23 protein-coding genes are annotated in these 24730 nt (G+C 71.2%); 15 read left to right on the top strand and 8 right to left on the bottom strand.

What is annotated here, in order from left to right; translation table 11 throughout:
* Nucleotides 1-73: 73 nt before the first annotated feature.
* Together paaB and paaA are read right to left on the bottom strand one after the other, a co-directional pair.
* On the bottom strand, nucleotides 74-352 hold the full coding sequence (paaB, locus tag IEZ31_RS38190) for a 1,2-phenylacetyl-CoA epoxidase subunit PaaB (protein ID WP_190254971.1): 279 nt from the start codon (nucleotides 350-352) through the stop codon (nucleotides 74-76).
* Nucleotides 345-1364 carry a 1,2-phenylacetyl-CoA epoxidase subunit PaaA gene (paaA, locus tag IEZ31_RS38185; RefSeq protein WP_190254970.1) on the bottom strand — a complete coding sequence of 340 codons (1020 nt, stop codon included), beginning with the start codon at nucleotides 1362-1364 and terminating at the stop codon, nucleotides 345-347. Before paaA ends, paaB begins: the two co-directional genes overlap by 8 nt.
* A 248-nt stretch (nucleotides 1365-1612) precedes the next feature.
* Here paaA and IEZ31_RS38180 point away from each other — a divergent pair, with 248 nt between their 5' ends.
* Nucleotides 1613-2491 (top strand): serine hydrolase, encoded by an 879-nt coding sequence (locus IEZ31_RS38180; RefSeq protein WP_190254969.1) that lies wholly within the window; start codon nucleotides 1613-1615, stop codon nucleotides 2489-2491.
* 237 nt (nucleotides 2492-2728) lie between these two features.
* Here the strand turns inward: IEZ31_RS38180 and IEZ31_RS38175 are convergent, their stop codons facing one another.
* Nucleotides 2729-3586, bottom strand: coding sequence for a menaquinone biosynthetic enzyme MqnA/MqnD family protein (locus tag IEZ31_RS38175; RefSeq protein ID WP_190254968.1), 858 nt, complete (start codon nucleotides 3584-3586; stop codon nucleotides 2729-2731).
* 66 nt (nucleotides 3587-3652) lie between these two features.
* On the opposite strand from IEZ31_RS38175, the gene IEZ31_RS38170 reads away from it, so the two are divergent.
* Nucleotides 3653-4504, top strand: a complete 852-nt coding sequence (locus IEZ31_RS38170) for a serine hydrolase (RefSeq protein WP_190254967.1) — start codon at nucleotides 3653-3655, stop codon at nucleotides 4502-4504.
* Here IEZ31_RS38170 and IEZ31_RS38165 read toward each other — a convergent pair.
* The gene (locus IEZ31_RS38165; RefSeq protein WP_190254966.1) at nucleotides 4416-5660 is read right to left on the bottom strand and encodes an MFS transporter; all 1245 of its coding nucleotides are present in this window, start codon (nucleotides 5658-5660) and stop codon (nucleotides 4416-4418) included. The genes IEZ31_RS38170 and IEZ31_RS38165 overlap by 89 nt on opposite strands.
* A 67-nt stretch (nucleotides 5661-5727) precedes the next feature.
* Nucleotides 5728-6303, bottom strand: a complete 576-nt coding sequence (locus tag IEZ31_RS38160; RefSeq protein ID WP_229836268.1) for an ArsR/SmtB family transcription factor — start codon at nucleotides 6301-6303, stop codon at nucleotides 5728-5730.
* Between the two features lie 195 nt (nucleotides 6304-6498).
* Here IEZ31_RS38160 and IEZ31_RS38155 point away from each other — a divergent pair, with 195 nt between their 5' ends.
* Nucleotides 6499-7230, top strand: coding sequence for a VOC family protein (locus tag IEZ31_RS38155; protein WP_190254965.1), 732 nt, complete (start codon nucleotides 6499-6501; stop codon nucleotides 7228-7230).
* Between the two features lie 44 nt (nucleotides 7231-7274).
* Here IEZ31_RS38155 and IEZ31_RS38150 read toward each other — a convergent pair whose 3' ends face one another.
* On the bottom strand, nucleotides 7275-7481 hold the full coding sequence (locus IEZ31_RS38150; RefSeq protein WP_190254964.1) for a hypothetical protein: 207 nt from the start codon (nucleotides 7479-7481) through the stop codon (nucleotides 7275-7277).
* A 29-nt stretch (nucleotides 7482-7510) separates the two neighbouring features.
* Here IEZ31_RS38150 and IEZ31_RS38145 point away from each other — a divergent pair, with 29 nt between their 5' ends.
* Both IEZ31_RS38145 and IEZ31_RS38140 read left to right on the top strand, forming a co-directional pair.
* Nucleotides 7511-8308 (top strand): sensor histidine kinase, encoded by a 798-nt coding sequence (locus tag IEZ31_RS38145; protein WP_190255004.1) that lies wholly within the window; start codon nucleotides 7511-7513, stop codon nucleotides 8306-8308.
* An 81-nt stretch (nucleotides 8309-8389) separates the two neighbouring features.
* Nucleotides 8390-9868, top strand: a complete 1479-nt coding sequence (locus IEZ31_RS38140; RefSeq protein WP_190254963.1) for a S8 family peptidase — start codon at nucleotides 8390-8392, stop codon at nucleotides 9866-9868.
* Between the two features lie 156 nt (nucleotides 9869-10024).
* Here the strand turns inward: IEZ31_RS38140 and IEZ31_RS38135 are convergent, their stop codons facing one another.
* Nucleotides 10025-10516 (bottom strand): MarR family winged helix-turn-helix transcriptional regulator, encoded by a 492-nt coding sequence (locus tag IEZ31_RS38135; RefSeq protein WP_190254962.1) that lies wholly within the window; start codon nucleotides 10514-10516, stop codon nucleotides 10025-10027.
* A gap of 143 nt (nucleotides 10517-10659) precedes the next feature.
* Here IEZ31_RS38135 and IEZ31_RS38130 point away from each other — a divergent pair, with 143 nt between their 5' ends.
* The 3 genes from IEZ31_RS38130 to IEZ31_RS38120 all read left to right on the top strand — a co-directional run bounded on the left by IEZ31_RS38130 (nucleotide 10660) and on the right by IEZ31_RS38120 (nucleotide 12795).
* Nucleotides 10660-11691: an LLM class flavin-dependent oxidoreductase gene (locus IEZ31_RS38130; protein ID WP_190255003.1), complete on the top strand. Its 1032-nt coding sequence runs from the start codon at nucleotides 10660-10662 to the stop codon at nucleotides 11689-11691.
* 18 nt (nucleotides 11692-11709) lie between these two features.
* The gene (locus tag IEZ31_RS38125; protein WP_190254961.1) at nucleotides 11710-12432 is read left to right on the top strand and encodes an NADPH-dependent F420 reductase; all 723 of its coding nucleotides are present in this window, start codon (nucleotides 11710-11712) and stop codon (nucleotides 12430-12432) included.
* A 159-nt stretch (nucleotides 12433-12591) separates the two neighbouring features.
* Nucleotides 12592-12795, top strand: a complete 204-nt coding sequence (locus IEZ31_RS38120; protein ID WP_190254960.1) for a DUF234 domain-containing protein — start codon at nucleotides 12592-12594, stop codon at nucleotides 12793-12795.
* A 27-nt stretch (nucleotides 12796-12822) separates the two neighbouring features.
* Here the strand turns inward: IEZ31_RS38120 and IEZ31_RS38115 are convergent, their stop codons facing one another.
* Nucleotides 12823-13380: a Uma2 family endonuclease gene (locus tag IEZ31_RS38115; protein ID WP_190254959.1), complete on the bottom strand. Its 558-nt coding sequence runs from the start codon at nucleotides 13378-13380 to the stop codon at nucleotides 12823-12825.
* Between the two features lie 87 nt (nucleotides 13381-13467).
* On the opposite strand from IEZ31_RS38115, the gene IEZ31_RS59530 reads away from it, so the two are divergent.
* The 7 genes from IEZ31_RS59530 to IEZ31_RS38080 all read left to right on the top strand — a co-directional run bounded on the left by IEZ31_RS59530 (nucleotide 13468) and on the right by IEZ31_RS38080 (nucleotide 24623).
* Complete coding sequence (locus tag IEZ31_RS59530; RefSeq protein ID WP_190254958.1) at nucleotides 13468-13713, top strand: DUF2399 domain-containing protein; 246 nt, start codon at nucleotides 13468-13470, stop codon at nucleotides 13711-13713.
* 67 nt (nucleotides 13714-13780) lie between these two features.
* The gene (locus IEZ31_RS38105; protein ID WP_190254957.1) at nucleotides 13781-14491 is read left to right on the top strand and encodes a hypothetical protein; all 711 of its coding nucleotides are present in this window, start codon (nucleotides 13781-13783) and stop codon (nucleotides 14489-14491) included.
* A 282-nt stretch (nucleotides 14492-14773) separates the two neighbouring features.
* Entirely contained in the window at nucleotides 14774-16063 is a 1290-nt protein-coding gene (locus IEZ31_RS38100; RefSeq protein ID WP_190254956.1) for a hypothetical protein, read from the top strand.
* Nucleotides 16064-16472: 409 nt separating this feature from the next.
* Entirely contained in the window at nucleotides 16473-18068 is a 1596-nt protein-coding gene (locus IEZ31_RS38095) for a TIGR02677 family protein (protein ID WP_229836267.1), read from the top strand.
* 14 nt (nucleotides 18069-18082) lie between these two features.
* Entirely contained in the window at nucleotides 18083-19405 is a 1323-nt protein-coding gene (locus IEZ31_RS38090) for a DUF2398 family protein (protein WP_229836266.1), read from the top strand.
* A 9-nt stretch (nucleotides 19406-19414) separates the two neighbouring features.
* The gene (locus IEZ31_RS38085; RefSeq protein WP_190254954.1) at nucleotides 19415-23449 is read left to right on the top strand and encodes a TIGR02680 family protein; all 4035 of its coding nucleotides are present in this window, start codon (nucleotides 19415-19417) and stop codon (nucleotides 23447-23449) included.
* Nucleotides 23436-24623 carry a TIGR02679 domain-containing protein gene (locus IEZ31_RS38080; protein WP_190254953.1) on the top strand — a complete coding sequence of 396 codons (1188 nt, stop codon included), beginning with the start codon at nucleotides 23436-23438 and terminating at the stop codon, nucleotides 24621-24623. Before IEZ31_RS38085 ends, IEZ31_RS38080 begins: the two co-directional genes overlap by 14 nt.
* Nucleotides 24624-24730 lie beyond the last annotated feature (107 nt).

The raw sequence follows: 24730 nt of genomic DNA, 5'->3' as shown, positions 1-24730 counted from the left end.
CGTCCTCCGCTCCGGCCACCTGCCTGCGAACTGAGCCCCTGGTGCCCGGCCCCTCCGCTTCGCTCCGGACCGGTCATATGTGCTCGGCGCCTTCCGGCACGATGTAGAACGTCGGGTGGCGGTACACCTTGTCGGCGGCCGGCTCGAAGAACGCGTCCTTCTCGTCCGGGCTGCTCGCGGTGATCGCCGCGGCCGGCACGACCCAGATCGACACGCCCTCCTGGCGGCGCGTGTAGACGTCGCGGGCGTTGCGCAGCGCGAGCTCGGCGTCGGGCGCGTGCAGGCTGCCGACGTGGGCGTGCGCCAGCCCGCGGCGCGGCCGGACGAAGACCTCCCACAGGGGCTCAGACATTGATTACCGCCTTTTTCGCCGCATGCGCCGCGGCCGCCTCGCGCACCCAGGCGCCCTCGTCGTGGGCCTGGCGCCGGTGCTCGATCCGCTGCCGGTTGCACGGCCCGTTGCCCTTGATCACGCGCACGAGCTCGTCGTAGTCGGGCTGGGTGAAGTCGTGTGCGCCGCGTTCGGCGTTCCAGCGCAGGCCGGGATCGGGGATCCGCAGGTCGAGCACGGTCGCCTGCTGCACGCACATGTCCACGAACCGCTGGCGCAGCTCGTCGTTGGAGAACCGCTTGATCTTCCAGGCCATCGACTGCTCGGAGTGGGTCGAGTCGGTGTCGGGCGGGCCGAACATCGCCAACGATGGATACCACCAGCGGTCCACCGCGTCCTGGGCCATCGCCTTCTGGGCCGGCGTGCCGTGGGAGAGGGTGTGAAGGATCTCGTACCCCTGGCGCTGGTGGAACGACTCCTCCTTGCAAATGCGGATCATGGCGCGCGCATACGGCCCGTAGGAGCAGCGGCACAGCGGCACCTGGTTGACGATCGCGGCCCCGTCGACGAGCCAGCCGATCGCGCCGACGTCCGCCCAGGTCAGAGTCGGATAATTGAAGATCGAGCTGTACTTCTGGCGCCCCTCGATCAGCATCTCGACCAGCTCTTGGCGGGAGATGCCGAGCGTCTCGGCGGCCGCATAGAGATACAGCCCGTGGCCGGCCTCGTCCTGGACCTTGGCCAGCAGGATCGCCTTGCGCTTGAGCGACGGCGCCCGGGAGATCCAGTTGCCCTCGGGCTGCATCCCGATGATCTCCGAGTGCGCGTGCTGCGCGATCTGCCGGATCAGCGTCTTGCGATAGGCCTCCGGCATCCAGTCCCGCGGCTCGACCTTCTGGTCGGCGGCGACGATCGCGTCGAAGTAGCCCTGCAGGTCACCGCGGTCCGAGACGCCCTGGTCGGCGGCCTGCCGGAGGTCGCGCTCGGCGCTGTCGACCTGCTCGAGGAGCGGGGCGAAGTCGTTGCCGTACACACCCCAAGTGTTACAGCAACCGACCGCAGCTGCAAGAAGGTGTCACAGCCGCCCGACGCCCACTGGGGGTCAACTACCAGGGACTTTTGAGGCCGTATTGACGGCGAGGTGATTCGTGAGGCGAGAGACTGGGCACGCATCGGGTGAGGTCCCCCCACCCGCTTACGTCCTGTTAACGCCGGCAACACCTGCTCATGACCGGTGGTCGATGTACTGACGCCGACCGCCAGGGAAGGAACCACCGACCCATGCGCAAGCGCGTCGGATTAGTCGTATTCGTACTGCTCGTCGCCGGCCTCATGGTCGGCGTCCCGTACGTCTGGGGCAGCGGCAAGCTGGCCCGGCACACCTCGAACGCGGTCGCGCCCGCCGACCTGATCGTCGGCCCGACGGCCTCCGAGACGCCGGCCCGCAAGGCCAACCCCGCGGCGCCGACCGCGCCGACCCTGCCGCCCGCCCTGCTGCACCCGGCCCCGGTCGCGGTCGACGCCACCGGCTTCTGGTCGTGGACCGTCCTCGACCGGCGCACGGGCGAGATCGCCGGCTCGGCCAACGCGGCGACCACGCAGCGCACGGCATCGATGATCAAGGCCTGGCTGGCCGCCGACTACCTGCGCCGCACGGCGAACCCCAGCCAGTCGAACCTGCGCCAGCTCAGCGTCATGATCCGCAGCAGCGACAACAACGCGGCGTCGTACTTCTGGGGCCTCGACGGCAAGTCCGCGAGCATCACGCGGCTGATCCAGATCTGCGGGCTGACCGACAGCAAGTACTACATCGACTGGGCCAGCACGATGGTCTCGGCCCGCGACGCGGCGCGGATGGGCGCCTGCATCGGCGACGGGCGCGCCGCCGGCCCGAAGTGGACCGACTGGCTGCTCAACGAGATGCGCAACGTGTCGTCGAGCCAGGAGTTCGGCATCGTGCCGGCGCTGCCCGAGGCCGAGCGGGCGACCACGGCGGTGAAGAACGGCTGGATCGCTCGTAGCGACGGCAAGTGGCACGTCAACTGCCTGGCTGTCGGCACGGACTGGGTCCTGAGCGTCCTGACGGTGTACCCGTCGTCGAAGGGCATGGGCTACGGCGCGTCGATCTGCTCCCAGGTGACGCACCAGCTCCAGGCCTGACGCCCGCCCTCCCTTATGCCCCGCCCCTTATGCCCCGCGTTCTTGGAGTTGTGGTCGTGGAAATATCCGATATATGCGGAAATAGCCGGGACCGCAACTCCAAGATCGCGGGGCGTGGGGGACGCGGAGGCGGTCGCGGGCGGAGGGGCCGCGAGACCGAAGGGGCCGGAGGAGCCGTCGCGGGGCGCGGGCGTCGCGGGGCGCAAGCGTCGCGGAGACGCAGGCGTCGGTGGCGGGTCAGCCCTCGAAGAAGTACGGGCCGTCCGGCGGGAGCGCCGGAACCGCGCCCAGGTCGGCCGCCCGGCGGGCGAACTCGCGCACGCCCGCGACCTGGCGCTCGCCGAGTGAGAAGTCCAGCGCCCGGAAGTACTGCGCCAGCGTCGCCGCCGACAGCGTCTCCCAGCGTGCGGCGGCCTCGGCCACCTCGTCCAGCTCGGTCAGGCACAGCTCTTTCGATCGGAGGAACGCCTCGTGCACGTCCTTCACCAGCCCGGGGTGCGCCAGCGCGAAGTCGCGGCGGACCGCCCACGCGGCGAAGACGATCGGCAGGCCGGTCCAGTCGCGCCAGGCCTGGCCGAGGTCGGTGACCTGCCAGCCGTGCTGCGGCGCGTCGTGCAGCGCGCGCAGGGCCACGTCGCCGATGATCACGGCGGCGTCCGCCTCGTCCAGCATGCGGGCCAGGTCGGGCGGGCTCTGGAAGTACTGCGGCCGCACGCCGACGTGCGTCTCGAGGTACATCTGGGCGAGCAGCACGCCGGTGCGCGACGTCGCGCCGAGGGCGACGCGGCGGCCGTCGAGCCGCTCCAGCGGGACGGTTGAGACCGCGTTCACGGACAGCACCGGCCCGTCGCTGCCCACCGCGAGATCGGGGAGCAGGAGCAGGTCGTCGGCGTTGCGGAGGTACTCAACCACCGAGATCGGCCCGATGTCGAGGTCACCGGCGATGAGCGCGGCGTTGAGCCGCTCCGGCGAGTCCTTGTGCAGGTCGACGTCGATCAGCGCGCCCGAGCGCATGAGGCCCCAGTAGATCGGAAGGCAGTTCAGGAACTGGATGTGGCCCACTCGGGGCCGCTGCAACTCAGGCACATGGCCCATGGTGCCCCACCCGTGGCTGGTCAACCGCAGCGGGCGGCCATTCTCACAACGGCGTACCCTGCTCTGGTGCGACGCCCCCTCGCCGTGATCGCGGTCGCCTTGGCGCTGCTGGCCGGCTGCTCGTCGAAGCAGTCTCCGGCCAAGCCCGAGCGCGTCACGGCCGCGGAGGCGACGTCCGAGGCCCCGTCCCCGGCCCCGTCGGATCCGTCGCCGTCGCCCAGCGGGCCGCTCTTCAACCCCACCGCGACGGTCACGATGAACGTCAAGGGCTTCTGGTCGTGGGCGTTCTACGACCACGTGACGGGTCAACTGTATGGCTCCACGCCGTACACGACGAGTGACACCGCGTCGATGTCGAAGGCCTGGGTCGCCGCTGACTGGCTGCGCCGGCAGGCCGAGCAGAACAAGCAGCCCGGCTCGGCCGCGCTCGCCGAGCTCACCCGCATGATCCGCGACTCGGAGACCGAGAACACGTTCAAGTACCACGTCCAGAACGGCAACCTGAACTCGATCAAGCGCATGATCAGCCTGTGCGGCCTCACCGAGACCAAGGGCACGCAGAACTCCTGGAGCCTGACCCAGATGTCCGCGCGCGACGTGGCCCGGCTGGCCAAGTGCATCGCCGACGGCCGCGCGGCGGGTCCGAAGTGGACCGGCTGGCTGCTCAACGAGATGCGCAACGTGCGCGGCCCGGGCCGCTTCGGGCCGATCGAGGTGCTGCCCGCCGACGTGCAGAAGACGACGGCGATCAAGAACGGCTGGCTGTCGCGGGACGACGGGCAGTGGCACATCGCCTGCATGGCGGTCGGCGACGGCTGGAGCATCGGCATCATGGCGCACTACCAGAGCTCACTGGGGAAGGACTATGGGGCGAAGACGTGCCGGGAAGTGACGAAGCAGCTGCTGACCGTCCACTAGCCCGCCAGAGCGCCGGCCCGAGGAGCAGCACGGCGAGCACTCCCGCGGCGCCGCAGCCGAGCACGATGTGCCGCGGCTCGAACCGTCCCACGAGCACCCCACCAGCCACGTAGCCGACGAGGTTGGCGCCGTTGATCACCGCGCCGAACCGCGCGAAGAAGGTCCCGCGCACGGCCGCCGGCACCCGCCGGGCCGCGAGCACGCCCAGGAAGTTGTTCTCGGCCCCGTTCATGGCGCCGCCCAGCAGCCACAACGGGTACACCATCCACACCACCGTCGCGAAGCCCGACAGCAGGACGGCGATGGCGGTGACCAGGTGCAGCACCACCAGCAGGCGCCCCAACGCCTTGTCGGTGCGCGCGCGGGCCGCCGCCAGCCACCCGCCGGCCAGGAGCCCGGCCATCCACGCCGCCTCGACCAGCCCGAACTCGGCCGGACTCCCGCCGAGCGTCTCGCGGATGTAGAACACGCCGACCACCATGTCGACGTTGAGCGCGAGGACGAGCGCGCCGACGAGCAGCATCAACGGCCAGAGCATGGGTTCCTGGCGGATTTTCCATCCGGTGGTACCGCTGGAGGCCCGCTCCTGCGCCGTGACCCGGCGACGGGTCCTGAGCAGCAGCCCCGCCCCCACGACGGCAAGGTACGTGCCGGCGTCGATGAGCAGCGGCGCCCGCAGCCCGAACGCCCCCACGAGGACCCCGGCGAGCGCCGGCCCGACCAGCGACCCGGCGGAGTTGGCGGTCTGGGCGATGGCCATGGCCCGCCCGACCCCGTCCGGCCCGGCGACGTCTGGAAGCAGTGCGCTGAACGTAGGTGTGGTGATCGCGACTCCGGCGGCGAGCAGCATCGCCAGCCCGACAAGCACCCAGGTGCTGGTCGTGAAGGCCATGCCCGCACAGATGCCGACCTGGATGAGCCCGACGGTGGTGAGCAGGACGCGGCTGTCGACCCGATCGACGAGCCACCCGGCGAGCGGCGCGAGGGCGACGACAGGCAGCACGGATGCGATGAGCACCGCGGCTACGGCCGCACCGCCGGCGCCCCGCTCCTGGAAGGCGAGCACGAGCGACGTGGCGGCCAGGAAGTCCCCGAGCATCGAGACTCCACGCGCGGCCGCCAGCAGGTACACGTCACGGGGAGATGTGAAGGACATACTTCGAAAATAATCCTTCGCATCTTGCGTTGTCTATACCCCCTCCATGCCAACGTGAAGGCAGCGCCTACGGCCGGGGCACGACCCGGTAGCTCACGTCCACCGGGCGGGCACCGGCCGGCGGATCCGTCCGGTTCCGCCGCGCGAAGGGCTCCAGGACCGCCAGGATCTTGGCGTTGAGCTGCTCCATCTCCTCGGCCGTGACCACGACCTGCACCCCGGCGGCCGTGGCGGCCCGATACCACTCGTACGGCTCGTCCTCCCGCCGCGCCAGCCACTCGCGGGCGCGCTGGTCCTCGCGGTCGAGGTACATCTGCGTCAGCTCACGGTCGGCGGCCCGCTCCGCCGCGCCCCGCTCCGGCGGCGTCTCGATGTTCAGGCCGCGCAGCTGGCTCTGCCAGACGCGCTCGCGGCCGTCCCCGCGGCTGGGGGCCTCCTCGATCAGCCCCGCCTTGGCAAGTTCCCGCAGGTGGTAACTGGTGGCGCTCGGGGACAGGCCGCTCACCTCGGCCAGCTCGGTGGCCGTGGCGGGCTCCCCGGTGAACAGCCGGTCGACGATCGCGATGCGCGCCGGGTGCGCCAGCGCGCGCATGGTCGCCGCGTCGCGGACCTGGGCGCGGCGCCCGGGGTTCTCCTCAGCCACGCCACCCAGCGTAGAGCGGGTCACGGTGCGTACCGCACGGCACACATGTCTAGCCACATGCGCAGGAACTGTGATCCCTTAGGAGGATCTCGGAAAGTCTGACCTTTGCCTATCGTCTGCGCTGAAGATCTGCGGTTCGCGAGAGGAACAGCTGTGCGAGTTCGAGGGTACGGTCCCGCGACACCGTGCTGGGCGGTGCTGCACAGCGCCGACGCGGCCGCCGCCGCCGCGTTCTACCAGGAACTGCTCGGCTGGACGGCCACCACGGCCGAGGACGGCTCGACGGTCTTCCTGCTGCGCGACCTGGCCGTCGCCGGGCTGGTCGACGCCCCGGGCCGGCCCTCGATGTGGCTCACGCACGTCTCCACCGAGGACATCGAGGCCGTGGCCCAGCTGGTGGTGGATGCCGGCGGTACCGTCCTGAGGCCCGCGACCGACGTCGGCGCCCGCGGCCGCACGGCGGTCTTCGCGGACGCGAGCGGCGCGGTGTTCGCGGCCTGGCAGCGCGGCCGCTTCGCCGGCGCCCAGGTCGTCGACGAGGCGAGCGCCGTCTGCTGGAGCGAGGTCTGCACCGCCGACGTGCCCGCGGCCGTCGACTTCTACGGCAAGGTCTTCGGCTGGATCGAGCGCGCCGGGGAGACCGAGGCCAACATGGAGTACCACGAGTGGCTCGCCAACAACCGTGTGGTGGGCGGCATCAGCCTGATGGGCGAGCTGTACCCGCCCGGCACCCCGCCCCACTGGCGCACGATCCTGCAGGTCGCCGACTGCGCCGACGTGGTCGCCCGCACCCCGGAACTGGGCGGCCGCGTCCTGGCCGGCCCGATCGACGCGGGCGTCGGTCAGGCCGCCTTCCTGGCCGACCCGGCAGGCGGGACGATCCTGGTCATCGAGGTGATCCCGGAACTGCTGGCCGCCCTGGGCTGAGACACTCGGCCTCCGCCCCCGCGAGACCGGTCACGGATCGTGGTTCAGGACCGCCCGGAGCGCGTCAGCAGCACACCGAGCACGCCCCAGATGACGCCGGCCACGAGGTTGCCGCCCAGCTGGGACAGGATGATCGACGTCACCCAGACGAGGGCGATGCCGATCGAGAGCCAGCGCGGGAGGGTCGGCGCCCGCCAGGTCGCGACCGCCAGCAGGATCGAGCCGACCAGCCAGGCCAGGTTGGCCGGCACGGCGACCGCGCCGAACCACGCGTAGTCCGATCCTCGGGTTCTTCGTCGCCGGGGCGTGGACCTCCGGCCGGCTCGTCCGCCAGCGGGCCAACCAGGCGCTGCGGGCGAAGTCCCAGGCCGAGTCGGCCGCCGCGCGCGAGCGGGCCCGGATCGCGCGCGAACTGCACGACGTCGTCGCGCACTCGCTCTCGATCATCGCCGTGCAGGCGGGCGCGGCCGAGGAGCTGGTCCTGATCGAGCCGCAGACGGCCCGCGACCACATCGCCGCCGCCCGGCGGACCGCCCGCGAGGCGTTGACCGAGATGCGCCATGTCCTGGATGTACTGCGGGACGAGGCGCCGGCCCTGGCGCCGCAGCCCACGCTGGACCGGCTGCCCGACCTCGTCGACGAGGTCCGCGCCGCCGGCCTCGCGGTCGAGTTCACGACGACCGGCACGCGCGGGACCGTCTCCGCCGGGGTCGACCTCGCGGGGTACCGAATCGTCCAGGAAGCGCTGACCAACGTGCGCCGGCACGCGAACGCGGCCCGGACCAGTGTCACCGTCGGCTACGAGCCCCGCTGGATCGACCTGGAGATCCGCAACGACGGCGTACGCCCGGAGCGCCCCGGCGACGGCGGCCAGGGGCTGGTCGGCATGCGCGAGCGCGCCCGCCTCTACGGCGGCAGCGTCCAAGCCGCCGCGGACGGCGACGATTTCGTCGTGCGCGCCGTGAAGACCCACGTGAGCCGGGTCCTGATGAAGCTCGGGCTGCGCGACCGGGTCCAGGCCGTGGTCTATGCCTACGAGCACGGCCTGGTCACGCCCGGCGACGACGAGCTGGTGTAACGCTGAACCACCCGGCGGCGCTCGTTCACCGACGTTGCGTTACAGCGCGACGTCGATCACAGTCCGACGGAAGGGTTCACCGTGAGACTATCTCGTCGCAAGGTGCTGGCAGCGGCGTCCGCCGCCGCGGTCGGTGCCGGCGTCCTGGCCGCCGCAGCGTTACCGACGCAGGCGTGGGCGGCCGGACCGGAAAGCACGTACATCGTGCTCGCACCAAACGGTCAGTCAACCGCCCGGGCGGCAGGCCGGGTCGCCGCGGCCGGCGGCACAATCGTCGCGAACTACAGCCAGATCGGCGTGCTCGTGGTCCGCTCGACCAACCCGGCGTTCACGACCGCGGTATCGGGTTCGGGCGTGGACGCCGTCGCGTCCACCGCGGGTCTCGGTACGGCGCTCGACGACGGCGCCACCGTGGAGGTCGCCGAGCCCGCCGCACAGCAGGCCACGGGTGACCCGACCGGCGAGCCGCTGTTCGGCCTGCAATGGGACATGACCCAGATCAGCGTTCCGCAGGCGCACAAGGTGACCATCGGCAGCCCGAACGTGGTCGTCGGGGTCCTCGACAGCGGTATCTCCAGCACCCACCCCGACCTCGCCACGCAGATCGCGAAGGACAAGAGCGCGTCCTGCATCGGCGGCGTGGTCGACACCTCCGAGGCCGCCTGGAACCCGACCACCTCCGACCACGGCACGCACGTCGCCGGCACGATCGCCGCGTCCATCAACGGGATCGGCGTCGCCGGCGTGGCACCCGGGGTGAAGGTCGCCTCCGTCAAGGTGGTGAACGACGACGGCTACATCTACCCCGAGGCCGCGGTGTGCGGCTTCCTCTGGGCAGCCGATCACGGCATGCGGGTCACCAACAACAGCTACTACATCGACCCGTGGGAGTTCAACTGCCGCAACGATGTGCGGCAGCGCCCGGTCTGGACGGCCGTCCAGCGCGCGATCCGGTACTCGCAGAACAAGGGTGTGCTCAACGTCGCCTCGGCGGGTAACTCCAACGTCGACCTGCAGCACAAGTTCGTCGACAGCGGCAGCCCGAACGACGGCAGCTTCCCGGTCGAGGATCGCACGATCACCGGCGCCTGCATCGACCTGCCGGCCGAGGCGCCCGGCGTGGTGACCGTGTCGGCCGTCGGCCCGACCCGGGCGAAGAGCTACTACTCGTCGTACGGCCAGGGGGTCGTCGACGTCACGGCGCCCGGTGGCGACGCCCGCTTCCGCACCCGGGGTGCCTCGTCGACGGCGGCCGACGCCGTCCTGTCGACCACCTTCAACACCGTGACGAAGACCAACGGTTGGGGCTACAAGCAGGGCACGTCGATGGCCGGGCCGCACGCGGCCGGCGTCGCCGCGCTGGCGCTCTCCGCCCACCCCGACATGCAGCCGGGGGCCCTGGCATCCTTCCTGGAGCGCACCGCCGACGCGCTGCCCTGCCCCAGCGGCGTGTACAACCCGGTCCCTCTCCTGCAGGGCTACGAGGCGACCTGCTCGGGCGGCAACCGCAACGGCTTCTACGGTGCGGGTGAAATCAACGCCTACAACGTCGTGCGATAGCACCGGCGGTATCAAGGTGGGGTCGCCTGCCCACAAGGCGGGCGGCCCCACCCCCGGTCGACGCATCCAACGGCCCCGCGCCGGCCCCGCTGCGCGACATCATCGCCGCCATCCAGCCCGAGCAGGACGAACCGGCCCGGACCGAGTTCCGACGAGTCACACTCGCCGCGACGAGCCGAGGCGCGCGCGGAGCGCGGCGGCGATCTCACCCGCCGCGACGAGTTGGTCCGGCGTGAGCGCTTCGACGAAGAGTTCGCGAACGTCGCGCAGATGCGGCACCGTGGAACGTCGGAATGCTTCGGCGCCGGCGGGCACGAGCACAACCTCGGCTCCCCGGTTGTCGGTGGCGCAATCCTCGCGGCGGATGAGCCCGCGCCGCTCCATGCGGCCGAGGTGATGGGAGAGGCGGCTGCGCTCCCAGCCGATGTGCGCCGCGAGCTCGGAGGAGCGCATCCGCCGCTCCTGTGCCTCGCTGAGGGCGAGCAGTACGGCGTAGTCGCCGGGCGACAGCGAGGAGTCGCTCTGCAGCCGCGACGTGAGCTCGGACCTGAGCGCATCCGCCGTCTCGATGAAGTCGCGCCAGATCCGCAGCTCCTCCGCGGTCGGCAACTGGCGCCCGCTCCGCCGCTGCGCTGTGTTCTCCGTCATCCAAGCCTCCGATTGACATGTCAATCATACGGAACATAATTGACATGTCAATTGTTCGGACACCCGACGGAGACCCCTCGGTCGTGAGGTCGCTCTCCGGGTCCGCGAACTCCTCGGATTGGAGCCCACCCATGTCTGACCGCGTGTCTGATCTCGTGTTCGGCCTCGACACCTTCGGTGACGTGCCGGAGGACGACTCCGGTGCCCTCGTCTCCTATGCCGCCGCGATCCGCCAGGTCGTCGACGAGGCGGTGCTGGCCGACGAGCTCGGCGTCGACGTCATCGCCCTCGGCGAGCACCACCGACCGGAGTACGCGGTGTCGACCCCGGAGACCGTGCTCGCCGGGATCGCCACACGCACCTCGCGCATCCGGCTCGGCTCCGGCGTGACCGTGCTCAGCTCCGACGACCCGGTCCGGGTGTACCAGCGCTTCGCCACGGTGGACGCGCTGTCGCACGGCCGCGCCGAGGTCATCCTCGGACGCGGCTCGTTCACCGAGTCCTTCCCCCTGTTCGGCTACGACCTGGCCGACTACGACGTGCTGTTCGAGGAGAAGATCGAGCTGTTCGTGAAGCTGCTCGACGAGCAGCCGGTCACCTGGAGCGGCACCAAGCGCGCCCCGCTCAAGGACGCGGACGTCTTCCCGAAAACCGAGTCGGGGCGCCTCCGCACCTGGGTGGGCGTCGGCGGCTCGCCACAGTCGGTCGTGCGCACGGCGCGGTACGGCCTGCCGCTCATGCTCGCCATCATCGGTGGCCAGCCCAAGCGCTTCGCCCCCTACATCGACCTGTACCGGCGGGCCGCCGAACAGCTCGGCACGACCGCGCACCCGGTCGGCATGCACTCGCCGGGCTTCATCGCCGACACCGACGAGGAAGCCAAGGAGGTGTTCTGGCCGCACTACCGGGTCATCCGGGACCGGATCGGCGCCCTGCGCGGCTGGCCGCCGATCCGCCGGCAGGAATTCGACGCCGAGGTCGAGCACGGGTCCCTCTACATCGGCTCACCGCAGACCGTCGCCCGCAAGATCGCCCGCGCGGTCGGCAGCCTCGGCGTCGGCCGGTTCGACCTCATCTACACCGCCGGAGCCCAGCCGACCAGCGCCCGGATGCGCACCGTCGAGCTCTACGGCACGAAGGTGATCCCGATGGTCCGCGACATTCTCGCCGGCTGACCTGTCATGGAGAACGACATGAACGACAGCGCCCGGAGCGGCCGCCCAACGCTTGGCATCCTCGGCGCCGGCAAGGTGGGCACCGTGCTCGCCCGGCTCGCCCTGGCCGCCGGCTACAACGTGCTCATCGCCGGGTCCGGCGACCCCGCGAACATCGCGCTCACGGTCGACGTGCTCACCCCTGGAGCGGTGGCCACCACCGCCGTCGACGCCGCGGCCCGCGCCGACATCGTCATCCTCGCCCTCCCGCTCGGCAAGTACCGCAGCATTCCCGCCGACGCGCTGCGGGGCAAGCTCGTCGTCGACGCCATGAACTACTGGTGGGAGATCGACGGCATCCGCGACGACCTCACCGACCCGCGCACCTCGTCCAGCGAGATCGTCCAAGCCTTCCTCGCCGGCTCCCGGGTCGTCAAGGCGTTCAACCACATGGGCTACCACGACCTCGAGGACGAAGCCCGCCCCGCCGGCGAAGCCGGACGCAGCGCTATCGCGATCGCCGGCGACGACCCCGCCGGGGTTGCCGCGGTCGCCTCCCTCGTCGATGCGCTCGGCTTCGACCCGGTCATTGCCGGCCCGCTCGCCGAGGGCATGCGCTTCGAACCGGGCACCGAACTCTTCGGCGCCGACGTAGCCGCCGACGAGGTCCGGGCCATGCTCGACCGCTTCCCGGAGTCGGAACGCGGGCGGACCGTCACCCGCGCACGTGCCACGACGCCCGCGGAGGCGGCTCAAGGGTGACCTACCACCCGAACGGAGCCGGCAGCCTAACGCCGCTCATCGCCGAGCTCGTTCTCCCGCGTGCGGGTCTCGCGCCTACTGGTTCGCCGTGCTGCGCGACGACGCCGACCTGATCGACGGCGGCCAGGGTCCGGCCGTCAGGTAGCGCACCTCTGGGAGATGGCAGACCCATCTCGCCCGCGTCTCAAGGCGGCTGCCCGCGATCACGCGCAACGGCTGGTAGCGTCCGGCACCCTGCCCAGCGACACGGTGATCGGCCGCTGGTGGAAGGACGAGACCGTCGAGATCGATGTGCTAGGACTCACGGGTGATCGACCGGTGCTCGTCGGCGAATGCCGATGGCAGGCCAAACCGCAACACTGACGAACCGAGGCTCCCGAAAACGTCGCGCTATCGGCGACGTAGCAGGGCGCGAGTGTCGATTTCGATCGCGAACGGACCGTCGGCGGTCAGCGTCTCGCCGTCCTTCGCGACCGCATGCTCGACGTAGTGCTGACCGTCGAGGCGCAGCAGCCTCAACGTCACCGACTCCGGCTGCTCAGGTTCGACGAGCAGGTACCACTGGATCTGCGCAGCAGCGTAAAGCTGCATCTTCAGCACCCGGTCAGCACCCGCGTTGCCGGGTGAGACAACCTCGCCCACCAGCGCAACATCCGGCGCGTCGATCATCGTGACGTCCTCTACGGGGGTCACCACGAGATCGGGGATGAAGATCCGTCCACTCGCCAGGCGGACGTTCACCGCTTCGTAGACCCAGAGACCAGCCGCGTCGGCCGGCGTATCGATCAAGTTGGCCAGTCGCCTGGAGATGTGCTGATGGCGCGTGGTCGGTGCCGGGCTCACCAGCAGACTCCCGTCGAACAACTCGATCCGATTCGTGGTCTCGCCGAGTGCGAGGTATTCGTCCTCGTTCCACGGACCGACATGCTCAAGCACGGCCACGCTCATCGGCGACTCACCCCCTGATGGATCCTGCCACAAGGGTGCCACGCCGACCGCGCTGAAGGGAGCAATACCGGCTTCGACCGGACTCCGATGCAGCGATCCACCCCGACTGTCCCGAACCGGCCGGGCTGGAGCTGCCCCGGCTGCTCGACGCCCTGGTCGACTGGGGGTGCTGGATCGCGGGCAGGACGGCGCGCCAACGCGGCCGGCGGCGTTGCCTTGATCGGCACGCCGACCGCAACGCCGTGGGAGCCGGCGCTCACCGCCGCAATGGTTCGCACCGGACGCGCCGTCATGGAGGAGCGGATCCTCCCGCTGCTGCAGGATCTGTCCTGACAGCGTGGCCCACGCCTTCGTCTAGGTTGAATCTCGTCTTGGATGATTCCGACGCGGAGGATCGACGATGGCTGACGAGACGCTGCTCGACCGGGTTCGGCGACTGCGCGAGCAGGGTGGGTCACCGAAGCAGATCGCGAAGCAGCTGGGCATACGCCCGGCCGACGCCACCGCGTTGGTCCGCCGGCTCGCCACGCAGCAAACGTCCGACGACCCGGCCGACCGGGCCCTGCTCGGCTGCTGGATCAACCAAAGCTGGAGTGTCGGCCTCGGCATGGATCAGGCACCTGTGACGTGGGCGGCGCTCGACCCGCTCGGGAAGGATGCATCCAGCTCGAGCGGTTTCGCCAACATCCTGCTTGTCCGGCAGGATCGCGCCAGCCGGGTCGCCGCCTGCGGGTATCTGGTAGATGTGTACTGCCTGGGTATCAAGAACTCGGTCGGGCCAGTCGGGATGAGCCTCGGTAAGGTCGACGATTTCGTCCGGGACTACTACAGCGCATACGACGAGCCACCCGTGTCGATTCCGATCGAAGTCGCCCAGGCCTTGGTTCACGGCGGGGCGGCGTATGCCAAGGAGCTGGGTTTCGAGCCGCACGCCGACTTCGCCGCCGCGGCGCCATACCTCGGCGTGCCGGACGAGCCCAGCCCGATCCGCTTCGGGCGAGACGGCAAGCCGTTCTACATCTCCGGGCCGTACGACAATCCACGCGACGTCATCGCCACGCTGGAGGCCAACGTCGGCACCGGCAACTACAACATCATGACGCACGTGTAGAGACCCGAGGCAACACATCAGCGCCGTCAGCGGTTGAGCTCCAACGGATTGTCGAGGGGACGTCTAGGGTGCCCCGTTCGTTGCGGCCACGGTGCGTGAGGCGGCATCGTCGACGGCCAAAAAGTGCAGCCGAGTGGGGCGAAGCTCCGTGACGGTCGCCGCGTTCGGTGGGGCCGGCTACCCCTTCGACACGCGCCGATTTATGGGGCATCGCGGGGCGGGCACCAGGCCTAGAATCTGCGCGACTGCACTCATGGGGAGGAACCTGTGCGGCGTTTCAGCATGGCAATTGTCACGGCGACCGCAGCGGTGGTCGGCGCGACAGGGCTCTCGGCACCGGCCTTTGCCGCCGACCCACCGATCATCAACTGGGCCAACAGCATCGACTACGACCTGGGTCGTCTGCGGGTTTCGGTGACGTCCGACAGCGGCGTCGCCTCGATCCGCGCCCACATCGTGTCCTATGCGACGCAGCAGGAGGTCGCGGTCACCGACGGCTTCGAGATCGAGTCGAGCAACGGGGAAACGAGCACCTGGTTCACCACCAATCGGTTCCAGCTGGCCCAGTTGGGTGGCTACCGGGTCGACATCGAGGTCACCGACAACGACGGACAGCACACGTCGCGGACCGATGCCGGCAGCCTGGCCTACTTCGTGGCCACGTCATTCGACCGCGTCGTGGTCAAGCCGGCGACCGTGACCTATGCCCGGCGCGAGGTCACGCTCAGCGGGCGCCTGCTCGGCCGCTGGCCCGACGACGGCCACATCGCACCGCTGGCCGGCTTCCCCGTCAACCTGTCGTCGTATCCCGGCGACTTCGGCGTGGCCACCACCGGGGCCGACGGCACCTTCTCGGGGCCGCTGCACCTCGACGACGCCGGTTCCGTTTACGCCTACTACTCCTACGACAACGACCACATCGGCTACCTGAGCGGCAACTCCGCCGAGCTGCCGGTCGGCATCACCCCGACCTCCGCCCGGGCGACCGTCACGGCAAGCCGGGCCAAGGTCAAGGCCGGCGAGAAGGTCACCCTGACCGGCCAGCTCACCTGGCGCTCCCCCGACGGCTGGCAGCCCTTCGCCAACAAGCAGTTCGGTGTGCTGTTCTGCTACGCCGAGTCGGCGTGCCCCTGGTCGGACTACCCGACGACCGACGCCGAAGGCCGCTACCAGATCGAGGTCACGCCGTTCCAGACCGGCTTCTACCGGATCGGTGTGAATTCGGGCGATCCGTTCATCGCCTCGCCGAGCGCGCAGACGGGAACCATCACGGTGCTCCAGCCGGCATCGTTCTCGTCGTTCTCCGCCGCCCGCACCGAGGACGGCACCGGCGTCTCAGTGAGCGGGCGCATGCAGTTCAGCCCGTTCTCGCCGCAGACGGCGATGGTCGACATCCAGTATTCGCCCGACGGCAAGGCACCCTGGACGACGGTCCGCGTGGTCGAGACCAACTGGAGCTACGAGTTCAGCACCACCATCCCGTCGGCGCAGTCCGGGTTCTGGCGGGCAAGCTTCACCAGCCGGCCCGACTTCTACCAGACCGCGGTGAGCACCAAGGTCAAGGTCGTCTGACCAGCTCGACCCGGCCGGGCACCGGGAGCGCTGACCGCGCTCCTGGTGCCCGGCTTTTCTTGAATTCGGTGGAGTCCGCCTGCGTCAGCGCGTAAAGTGGTGGGCCGCTTGACGGGCGCGGTGAGGTAGGCACCGCAGCGGACGGCCCGACGCGCCGGGTCGGCAAACCCCGGATACGCGAGCGAGCAGCAGCTGAGATTCCCGCAAAGGAAATCACCGTGCCCGCACCGCAAGACGAGCTCGCCGCCGAGCGAGCGCACCTGGAATCGATCTGCGTGCAGGGCACGCCCGGCACCGGGAGCCCCAAACCGGTAATCTGACAAACTTCAGCCAGCCATACGAGTTTGTGGAACTGGTCTCGCACGAGCGCCTCGACTAGGTTGGGCCGGTCGATTCGAGGAGGCCGACGGTGCAGCCGAACCCGCCGTCATTCGGGCTGGACGACTTCAGTCTGGACGACCGGATGCGGCTCTTCAGCTACGTCACGGCGGACAACCGGACGGCCTACCTCTGGGTCCTGCGGTCTCTCGACGCCGCCCGCTCCAGCTATCACGTGGTTCTGCACACGTCCGAGGTGGCAGCCGCCATGGCCGGACTGGCGGCGACCTACCCCGACTGTCCGGATCCTGCCGGACTGGAGCTCCCGCGACTGCTCGACGCCCTGGTCGACTGGGGTGTGCTCGACCGTGGGCAGGACGGCGCCCGCGCAGCGACGCTGGCGGAGTACCGCAACCGTCACTCGGTGTATCAGTTCACCGAGGCCGGTTACCGCGCGCATCGGGCGGTCGAGTCGGTGCTCGCCGCGGGTGTCGGTGACAGTGCCCTGTCCCGGCTGGTCTTCGCCGACCTTCTCGCCGACCTCAAGGCCCTGGCCGCAGCGAACGCCGATGGCGACGCGGAAGAGGTCTACCGCAAGCTCAGCCGGCTGGACCGGGCGCTCGCGGACATCGCCGAACGCGCCGCACGCTTCTACCACATGCTGGGCGACCTGAGCCGCACGCCGGACGTGCGGCCTGAGGCGTTCCTCGCGCACAAGGACGCGCTGCTGACGCACCTGCGCGATTTCCACGACGAGCTCCAGCGGTATACGCCGCGCCTGCGCGAGGCGGTCCTCGAGGTAGAGGCCTCCGGGCTGGACCGCATGGTAGAGGCGGCCGCCGAGGCGGACGAACGACTGTTCGCCACCCCCGCCGAGCGGTTGGACGACTGGCGGCGCCGCTGGGCCGGCCTCCGCTCGTGGCTCGCGCCCCCGGGCGATGGCGTGCTCAGCGAGGCGGACCGGCTCGCCGGTGCGACGATGGCAGCGATCGGTGATGTGCTGGCCTTGCTCCGGCGGGTCACCGAAGCCCGTCGGGGCGGGGTCAGCCGCGAGTCGCAACTGCGTCATCTCGCCGCGTGGTTCACCCGCGTCGGCTCCGTCGACGTCGCGCATGCCCTGTTCGACGTGGTCTTCGGTCTGGGCGCACCCCGCCACGTCGGCGTCGCTTATGCCGACCCGGAACTCATCCCGACCCGCGTGTCGTGGTGGGAGGCACCACCGGTCGAGCTGTCCCGCACGCTCGTGCAGTTCGGCCGTGCTCCCGGACAGGGCAACGGCCGACCGGCCAGGCTCGACCGGTCTCACGGCCAGCGTGACCGGCTGAGGGAACGCCAACTCGCCGAGGAACGTCGCAGCGTGACGGCCGCGGCACGGCTTGTGGAGCAGCATGCCGGCGGGGACCTTGCCGCTGACGTCCCGCCGCTCGACGAACCGCAGACGGCGGTGTTGCGTCGGCTGTTGGATGTGGCGCTGGCGGCCCGAGTGGGCGGACGCGCTGACACACCACTGGCCGCAGCGGCCTACGGGGTGCGGCTCACGCTCACGCCTGCCCCGGGCCGCTTCACTACCGTGGTGACGACGACGGGGCGGCTGCATCTGGACGGATACGCGCTGAGTGTGTCGCCCGCGGAGCACACGGTGGCCAAGCGGGCTGAACCGGCGGCCGAGTTGGCGAGCGTGTCGTGAGGTTCGCGGCGAATGTGTCCGAACTGGACCTGGCCGATTACCAGCGCGCGGTACGGCTCGTCCTGCGCCACCCGCTGATCACGGCGACGTACCCGGACGAGCGGGCGCTCGTCCGGGTCCGGCGGTTCGCCGCCGAGTTGCGCCGCGACCTCACGGAGGCGTTCGGGTACCGGCTGGAGCTGCACGGGTCTACTGCCCGGCTGGTGCGGACCGCCGACCAGCTCACCCCTGACCGGCCGGCCACGACCCGCAACGGCCGCCCGTTCGACCGGCAGCGCTATGCGTACCTCGCGCTGTGCCTGGCGACGCTCGGCAGAGCCGGCGTCCAAACCACGGTGAGCGAACTCGCCGACGCCGTGTCCGCCGACGCGAACCGGATCGGCGGCCTCGGGCTCGACCCCGACTCGGGCGCCGACCGGCGGGCGTTCGTCGACGCGGTGACCTGGCTGGAGGATCGCCGGGTGCTCCAGTTGGCCGACGGGTCGAGCGCGTCGTGGGTCAGCGACCCCACGGCCGGCGAGGCGCTCTACGACATCGCCCGCGACGCGCTGGTCGCGCTTTTCCACCCGCCGCGGGTGTTGCAGCACGTCGACACCGTGCACGCGCTGTTGGAACGCTCGGCGACCACGAGCGGTAACGCCGAGCGGCGGGCGGCGGCGCAGGTCGCGCGTCGCGCCGTCGTCGAGTTGCCGATCGTGTACTTCGGCGACGTCGACGCCGCCGTCGCGAACCATCTGCGCGGCACGGCGCTGCCCGTCGACCTGCAGCGGCTGACCGGCCTGCGGGTCGAGCGACGCGCGGAGGGCGTGCTGCTCGTCGACACGCTCGGGTTCTCCGTGGAACGGTTCCCAGGCACTGGTTCCGTGGCGCAGGCCGCGGTGCTGCTTGCGGTCGCCCTGGCCGAGCGGGCAATGGACCCGGACGGTCGTCGGGTCAGGCGGCTGCCGGCGCCGGATCCTCGCGAGCGACAGGCCGCGCTCGTGGCCGCGGCGGACGCCGGACTACCAGCGACGGCCCGGATTTCCATAGACGATCTTGACCAGGTGGCTGACACGGACGATGCGGGCGGCACCGACGACACCGAGACCGAGTCCGCACGGCTGCCGTTCGTCACGGAGAGCTTCCTGCGCGAGGCCGTCGCGGCGATCCTCCAGCAGTACGGCTCGGCTTTCGGCGCTCCGTGGCACGCCGATCCCGACCGGCTCCGCGTCGAAGCGGTCGAGCTGCTGACCAGGTTCGGTGCGGTGACGCCGGTGCCGGGCGGTGTGCTGGTCCGGCCGTTGATCGGGCGGTACCGCGGCACGGTCGCCCAAGTGCGCCAACGGACCCTCTTCTAGGAAGATTCCATGACCAGATTCCTTCCGACCCGCGCCGGGATCATCAACCTGTGGGACTACCGCGACGAGGAGTTCGTCTTCGTCGACGGCTGGCTGGTGCTGCGCGGCCCGAACGGGTCCGGCAAGACCAAGGCGCTGGAGGTGCTGTTCCCGTTCGTGCTCGACGGGCGGATCGAGCCGCGCCGGCTCAACCCGTTCGCGGGCGAGGACCGCACGATGAAGTCGAATCTGTTGTACCGCGGGCAGGAGACCGCGCACGGGTACGTCTGGATGGAGTTCGGCAACGGCTCGTCGTTCGTGACGATCGGCGTCGGCCTGCGGGCGCACAGGCACAACGACCGGGTCACGCGGTGGCACTTCGTCGCCGACGGCCGCGTCGGCGTGGATCTGTCACTCCTTGACGCCGAGGACCGGCCATCGTCCCGCAAGGACCTCGTCGAACAGCTCGGCGCCGACGCGATCCGTGACTCGACGGAGGAGTACCGCCAGCTGGTCGACGCGAGGCTGTTCGGCCTCGGCCCGGCCCGCTACGAGCAGCTGCTCGACCTGGTGCTGACGCTGCGGAAGCCGCAGCTGGCGAAGGACCTCAACCCGGCGGAGCTGTCCCGCACCCTGCAACGCGGTCTGCGGCCCGTCGAGGACCACCTGCTCACCGAGGCCGCCCGATCATTCGACGACATGGAGGCCGTGGCCCGCACGCTGGAGGGCTTGGCCGCGGCGGACACCGCCACGTCCGCATTCCTCGCCGTGTACTCCACCTATCTGCGCACCCACGCCCGTGCGGCCGCCGACGCCCTGACCGTGCGGCGCGCCGACACCGGCCGGCGCACGGAGGAACTGGCCCGGGGCGAGGCGGAGGCCACGGCGGCGGAGGAGACCACCCGGACCACGCATCGGACGCTCCAGGCGGCCGAGGCCGAGCCCGGCCGATTGCGCGCCCACCTCGACCGTCTGAAGAGCTCCGCCGCCTACCGATCCCACGAGCAGCTTGCCGATCTCGAACGGCACGTCCACGACCTGGCGAGCGCGGCCAGCAACGCCGAGGCGTCCGTGCGCGACGAGGAAACCACCGAGCGACGCCGGCGCGGCGAACGGGAGAGCGCGGCCGTCGCAGCCCGCGACAGCCTGGGGCACGTGAGCCGGCTCGCCGACGACGTCGCCGCCGACGCCCACCTCGCCGGCATCGAGTGGGGCGACGGCGCCGCCGACGTCGAAGGGCTGCCGACCCGGCTCGCGGCCCGGTCGACCGCCCGCCGCGACGACCTGCGCGCCGTGCGCGACCGCTTGGCCCGGCTCGCCGAGGCCGACCGCGACCACGAGCGCGCCGCCGAAGCCGACCGTGCCGTGCGGGCGGCGTTGGACGACGCCGCGCTCGCCGAGTCGCAGGCCGCGGCCGCCGTCGAGAACGCCCACACCGAACTGGTCGACGACCTGCACACGTGGGCCGCTCGGTGGCTGCCGCTGCTCGAGCAGCTCGCCGTACCGCACCTGGCGGACGAGCTGATCGACGCCGTCGACCGCGTGTCGCTCAACGACGTCTACGCCGAGGCCGTGGCGGCACCGCTCGCCACCCACCGGGACACCCTCGCCGCGCTGGTCGTGGAGCGCGCCGCGGTCGAGTCCGAACACGGCGAGGTCACCGCCGAGCGAGGGCGGATCGCGGCCGAGCACGACGACGCCCCGCCGCCGTCCGCGACCCGCCCGGCCCACCGCGACGGCCGTGCCGGAGCGCCGCTGTGGAGCCTGGTCCGCTTCGCCGATCACGTGCCCGAGTCCGACGCGGCCGGCATCGAGGCGGCGCTGCATGCCGCTGGACTCCTCGACGCCTGGCTGTACCCGTCGGCCGACGACACCACCGACGCGCTCAGCGCCGGCATCGAGGACGCCTGCCTCAGCGCCGGCCCGCGGATCGACGGCCCCAGCCTGGCCGACGTGCTCGTCGCGGAGACCCAGGGGCATGTGGCGGCTGCACGGATCGACGCGCTCCTGGAATCAATCGCGCTCGGTGACCTGTCCACCCGCTCGGGTGTCGACGCGGCCGGCCGGTGGGCGCAGGCACACGGCGCCGGCCGGCTGGCCAAGGACCGGTGCGAGTACATCGGGGCCACCGCCCGTGCCATGCGCCGCGCCGCGCGGCTCGCCGACTGCGACCGGCGGCTGCGCACGCTCGAGTCCGACCTGGCGCGGCTCGATGAGGCACGCGCCGCGCTGCTCGCCGTCATCGACGAGGCGAATCGCGCCGGGAGGGCGCTGCCGACCCTGGACCGGCTGCGGGCGGCCCGGCGCGATCATGACCGGACGGCTGCGGCGCTCGTGGTCCGCCGGGAAGCGGCCGTGGAGGCGGGCGGACGCCTCGACGCGGCGGTCGCGGCACGGGCCGTTGCCGGGGCGGCGCTACAACGGGCCGTCGCCGAGCGTTCCCTGCCCGTCGCGCAGATCGACGCCGTCACCGACGCGGTCGCCCGGTTCGAGCGCACCGGCCTGCGCCTGGAGGCCGCGTACCAGGCCGCGGCGACCGCCGCCGAGCGGTCCGCCGAGGCCGGCGACCGGCACCACGAGGCCGTCGAACGGCTGGCGGCCGTGGGGGCCGCAGCGACCGCCGCCATCCGCCGGCACCTGGAGAAGGACGAGGAGCTGCGAACCCTGCGTGACGCCATCGGCGCGGAGGCGACGCAGATCCTGGCCGAGGTCGCCAGGGCCAGCGAGGACATCGCCGCCGCCGAAGCGGCCCTGGTCGCCGCCCGCGACGCCTACACCGAGGCGATCCAGCAGCGCTCCGCGGCGCAAGCCAGGGTCGAGCTCGGCCGGCAGGCCGTCACGACCGCACTGCGCGAGGCCCGGCAGGACGCGCTGCGGCTGCGGCCGTACGCCCGGCCGGACCTCCTCGGGCTTATCCGCTGCCCGCCCGACCTCCAGTGGCCCGCCGTCGAGACCGCCGGAGACGAACTCGATCCGGCCGTGGTCGCACTGCACGACGCCGTGCTTGCCGCCACCCGCGAGCTGACCCCGACCGAGACCTCGCTGAAGCAGAGCGCCACCCGACTCACCACGGCGCTCGCCGACCTCCAGGCCCAGCTGCCGGCCGCCGGCCTCGACCACCGTCCGGAGTGGGACACCGACGACGGTGTCATCGTCGTGCAGGTCGCCGATGAGCAGGGCCTCACCCCGGTCGCCCGCTTCGCCGAACGGATCGCGGCCGATCGGCGCGACCAGGAGCAGTTGCTCACCGAGGCCGAGCAGCGGGTCTTCGAAGACGCCCTGCTGGGGCAGCTCGCCGGGCAGATCCACCGCCGCACGATCGAGGCGCGCGACCTCGTCGCCGCGATGGACACCCAGATGCGGGCCCGGCGCATGTCCTCCGGGCTCACCGTCGGCGTCGGCTGGCGGCTCTCCGACGACCTCGACACCGAGCAGCGCGAGATCTGCAAGCTGCTGGAACGGGATCCGGCCCGGCTCGGCCCGGCGCAGCTGACCTCGATGCGGCGGCACTTCGCCGGCCGGATCAAGACCGCCCGGTCCGCCGCCCCGGAGAAGCCCTACCGGGAGCTGCTCGCCGAGGTCCTCGACTACCGGCAGTGGCGGGAGTTCGCGTTCGCCCTGCACCGGCCCGGCGGTATCGCGGAACCGCTGACCCGCGCCCGCCACAGCCAGCTCTCCGGCGGCGAGCAGTCCGTGTCGCTGCACCTGCCGCTGTTCGCGGCCGCGAACGCCCTCTTCGGTTCGGCCCGGCCCGACGCGCCCCGGCTGCTCGGCCTCGACGAGGCATTCGCCGGCGTCGACGACAACGGGCGCGGCGAACTAATGTCGCTGGCGAAGCAGTTCGAGCTGGATCTGTTCATGACCGGGTACGACCTGTGGGCCACCCACCCGGCGGTCACGGGTGCCGCGCACTACGACCTGTCGCATTCCGCGGTCGACCACACCGTCTCCGCCGTGCTGCTGGTGTGGGACGGCGCGATGAACATCGCCGACTTCGACGGCACCCTGGCGCGCGCGTTCGGCTCGCCGGAGACCCGCCATGCACCAGCACATGCCACCGACTGACCCGCCGACCGACCTGGTGACCGCGCCGGGCTGGCGGCGCCTCCTCGACGCGGCCCGCCGCAGCCTGGAACGTACCGGCGGCAGCCTCGACGGCAGCGTGTCGATCGCCGCGCCGACCGACGACGAACGGTTGGTCGTCATCGGCATCACCGGGGTGTACCGCCCGATCAGCGTATCGCGCCTCACCGTGCGCCTGGACGACTTGGACGCGCACCTTCGGGCCGCGCGCGGCGCCGGACTCGCCGAGGTCCTCGGCCCGCTGCGTGACCGCCCCGGCGAGCGTCAGCGTGCCGCTGTCCAGCGTGACGGGCTGCTGACGGTGGCGGCCGGCAGCCGCCACGCCGCGTCACCTTGGTACCAGGAATGGGTCGATGGGATGCGGCGTGACGGCACCCTCACCCGGATTGCCCGCGGCGGCGTCGACTTCAACGCGGTCGTCGCCGTCCTCGACGCCCTGCCCGCTGCCGAGGAGCCCATGCCGGCGTTCGCCGAGCGGCTGCTCGGCGACACCAAGGCTCTGGCCGACGGGCCCCTGCGGGGCCTGACGCTGCGCGCCCTCGCGGCCTGGCACCAGGTGCCCGTGCCGGCCGGCGCCGAGCAAGAGCGGGCGCTGTGGGATCTGGCCGGCGTCGTGCTCGACGACCTCGCAAGCCAAGTTCTCGTGCTCAACGTCCCAGCCACTGGCGGATTGCTCGGCTCGTGGCTGACCGACTCGGCCGCCGCCGGGGTCCCCGTGCGGGTGACCCTGTACCAGCTGCGACTCACCCCCATCACCCTGACCAGCCCGGAGGTCTTCGTTTGCGAGAATCCGGCGGTACTGCGGGCGGCTGTCGCCGGTACGTCACGGCCGCTGATCTGCACCGAAGGCGTACCGTCGGCGGCCGTCCACGCCCTGCTGCGCGCCGCCGGCCCGGACACGGTGATCCGGTGGCGCAACGACTTCGACTGGACAGGCGTGCGGCTGACCGGTGCCGCGCTCGCCCGCTACCCGAAGGCCGTGCCGTGGCGCATGGACACCGCCACGTACGTGCCTCACGCGGCGAGCGGTGTTCCGTTGATCGGCACACCAACCGCAACGCCATGGGAGCCGGCGCTCGCCGACGCGATGACCCGCACCGGCCACGCAGTAATGGAGGAGCGAATCCTCCCGCTACTGCTGAGCGATCTGTGCTGACGCATCAGGCCCACGGTCGAGAAAGTCGCGCACCGTAGTTCGACAGGCAGCCGTTGGTTCGAGCCGCATGGTGTCACCTGGTCGCCTGGTACGCCGACGGTAGCAAC

The organism is Dactylosporangium sucinum, from assembly GCF_014647515.1.
GTDB lineage: Bacteria > Actinomycetota > Actinomycetes > Mycobacteriales > Micromonosporaceae > Dactylosporangium > Dactylosporangium sucinum.
Note: the sequence above shows the minus strand (reverse complement) of the source record. Positions and strands in the feature narration are given on the sequence as shown.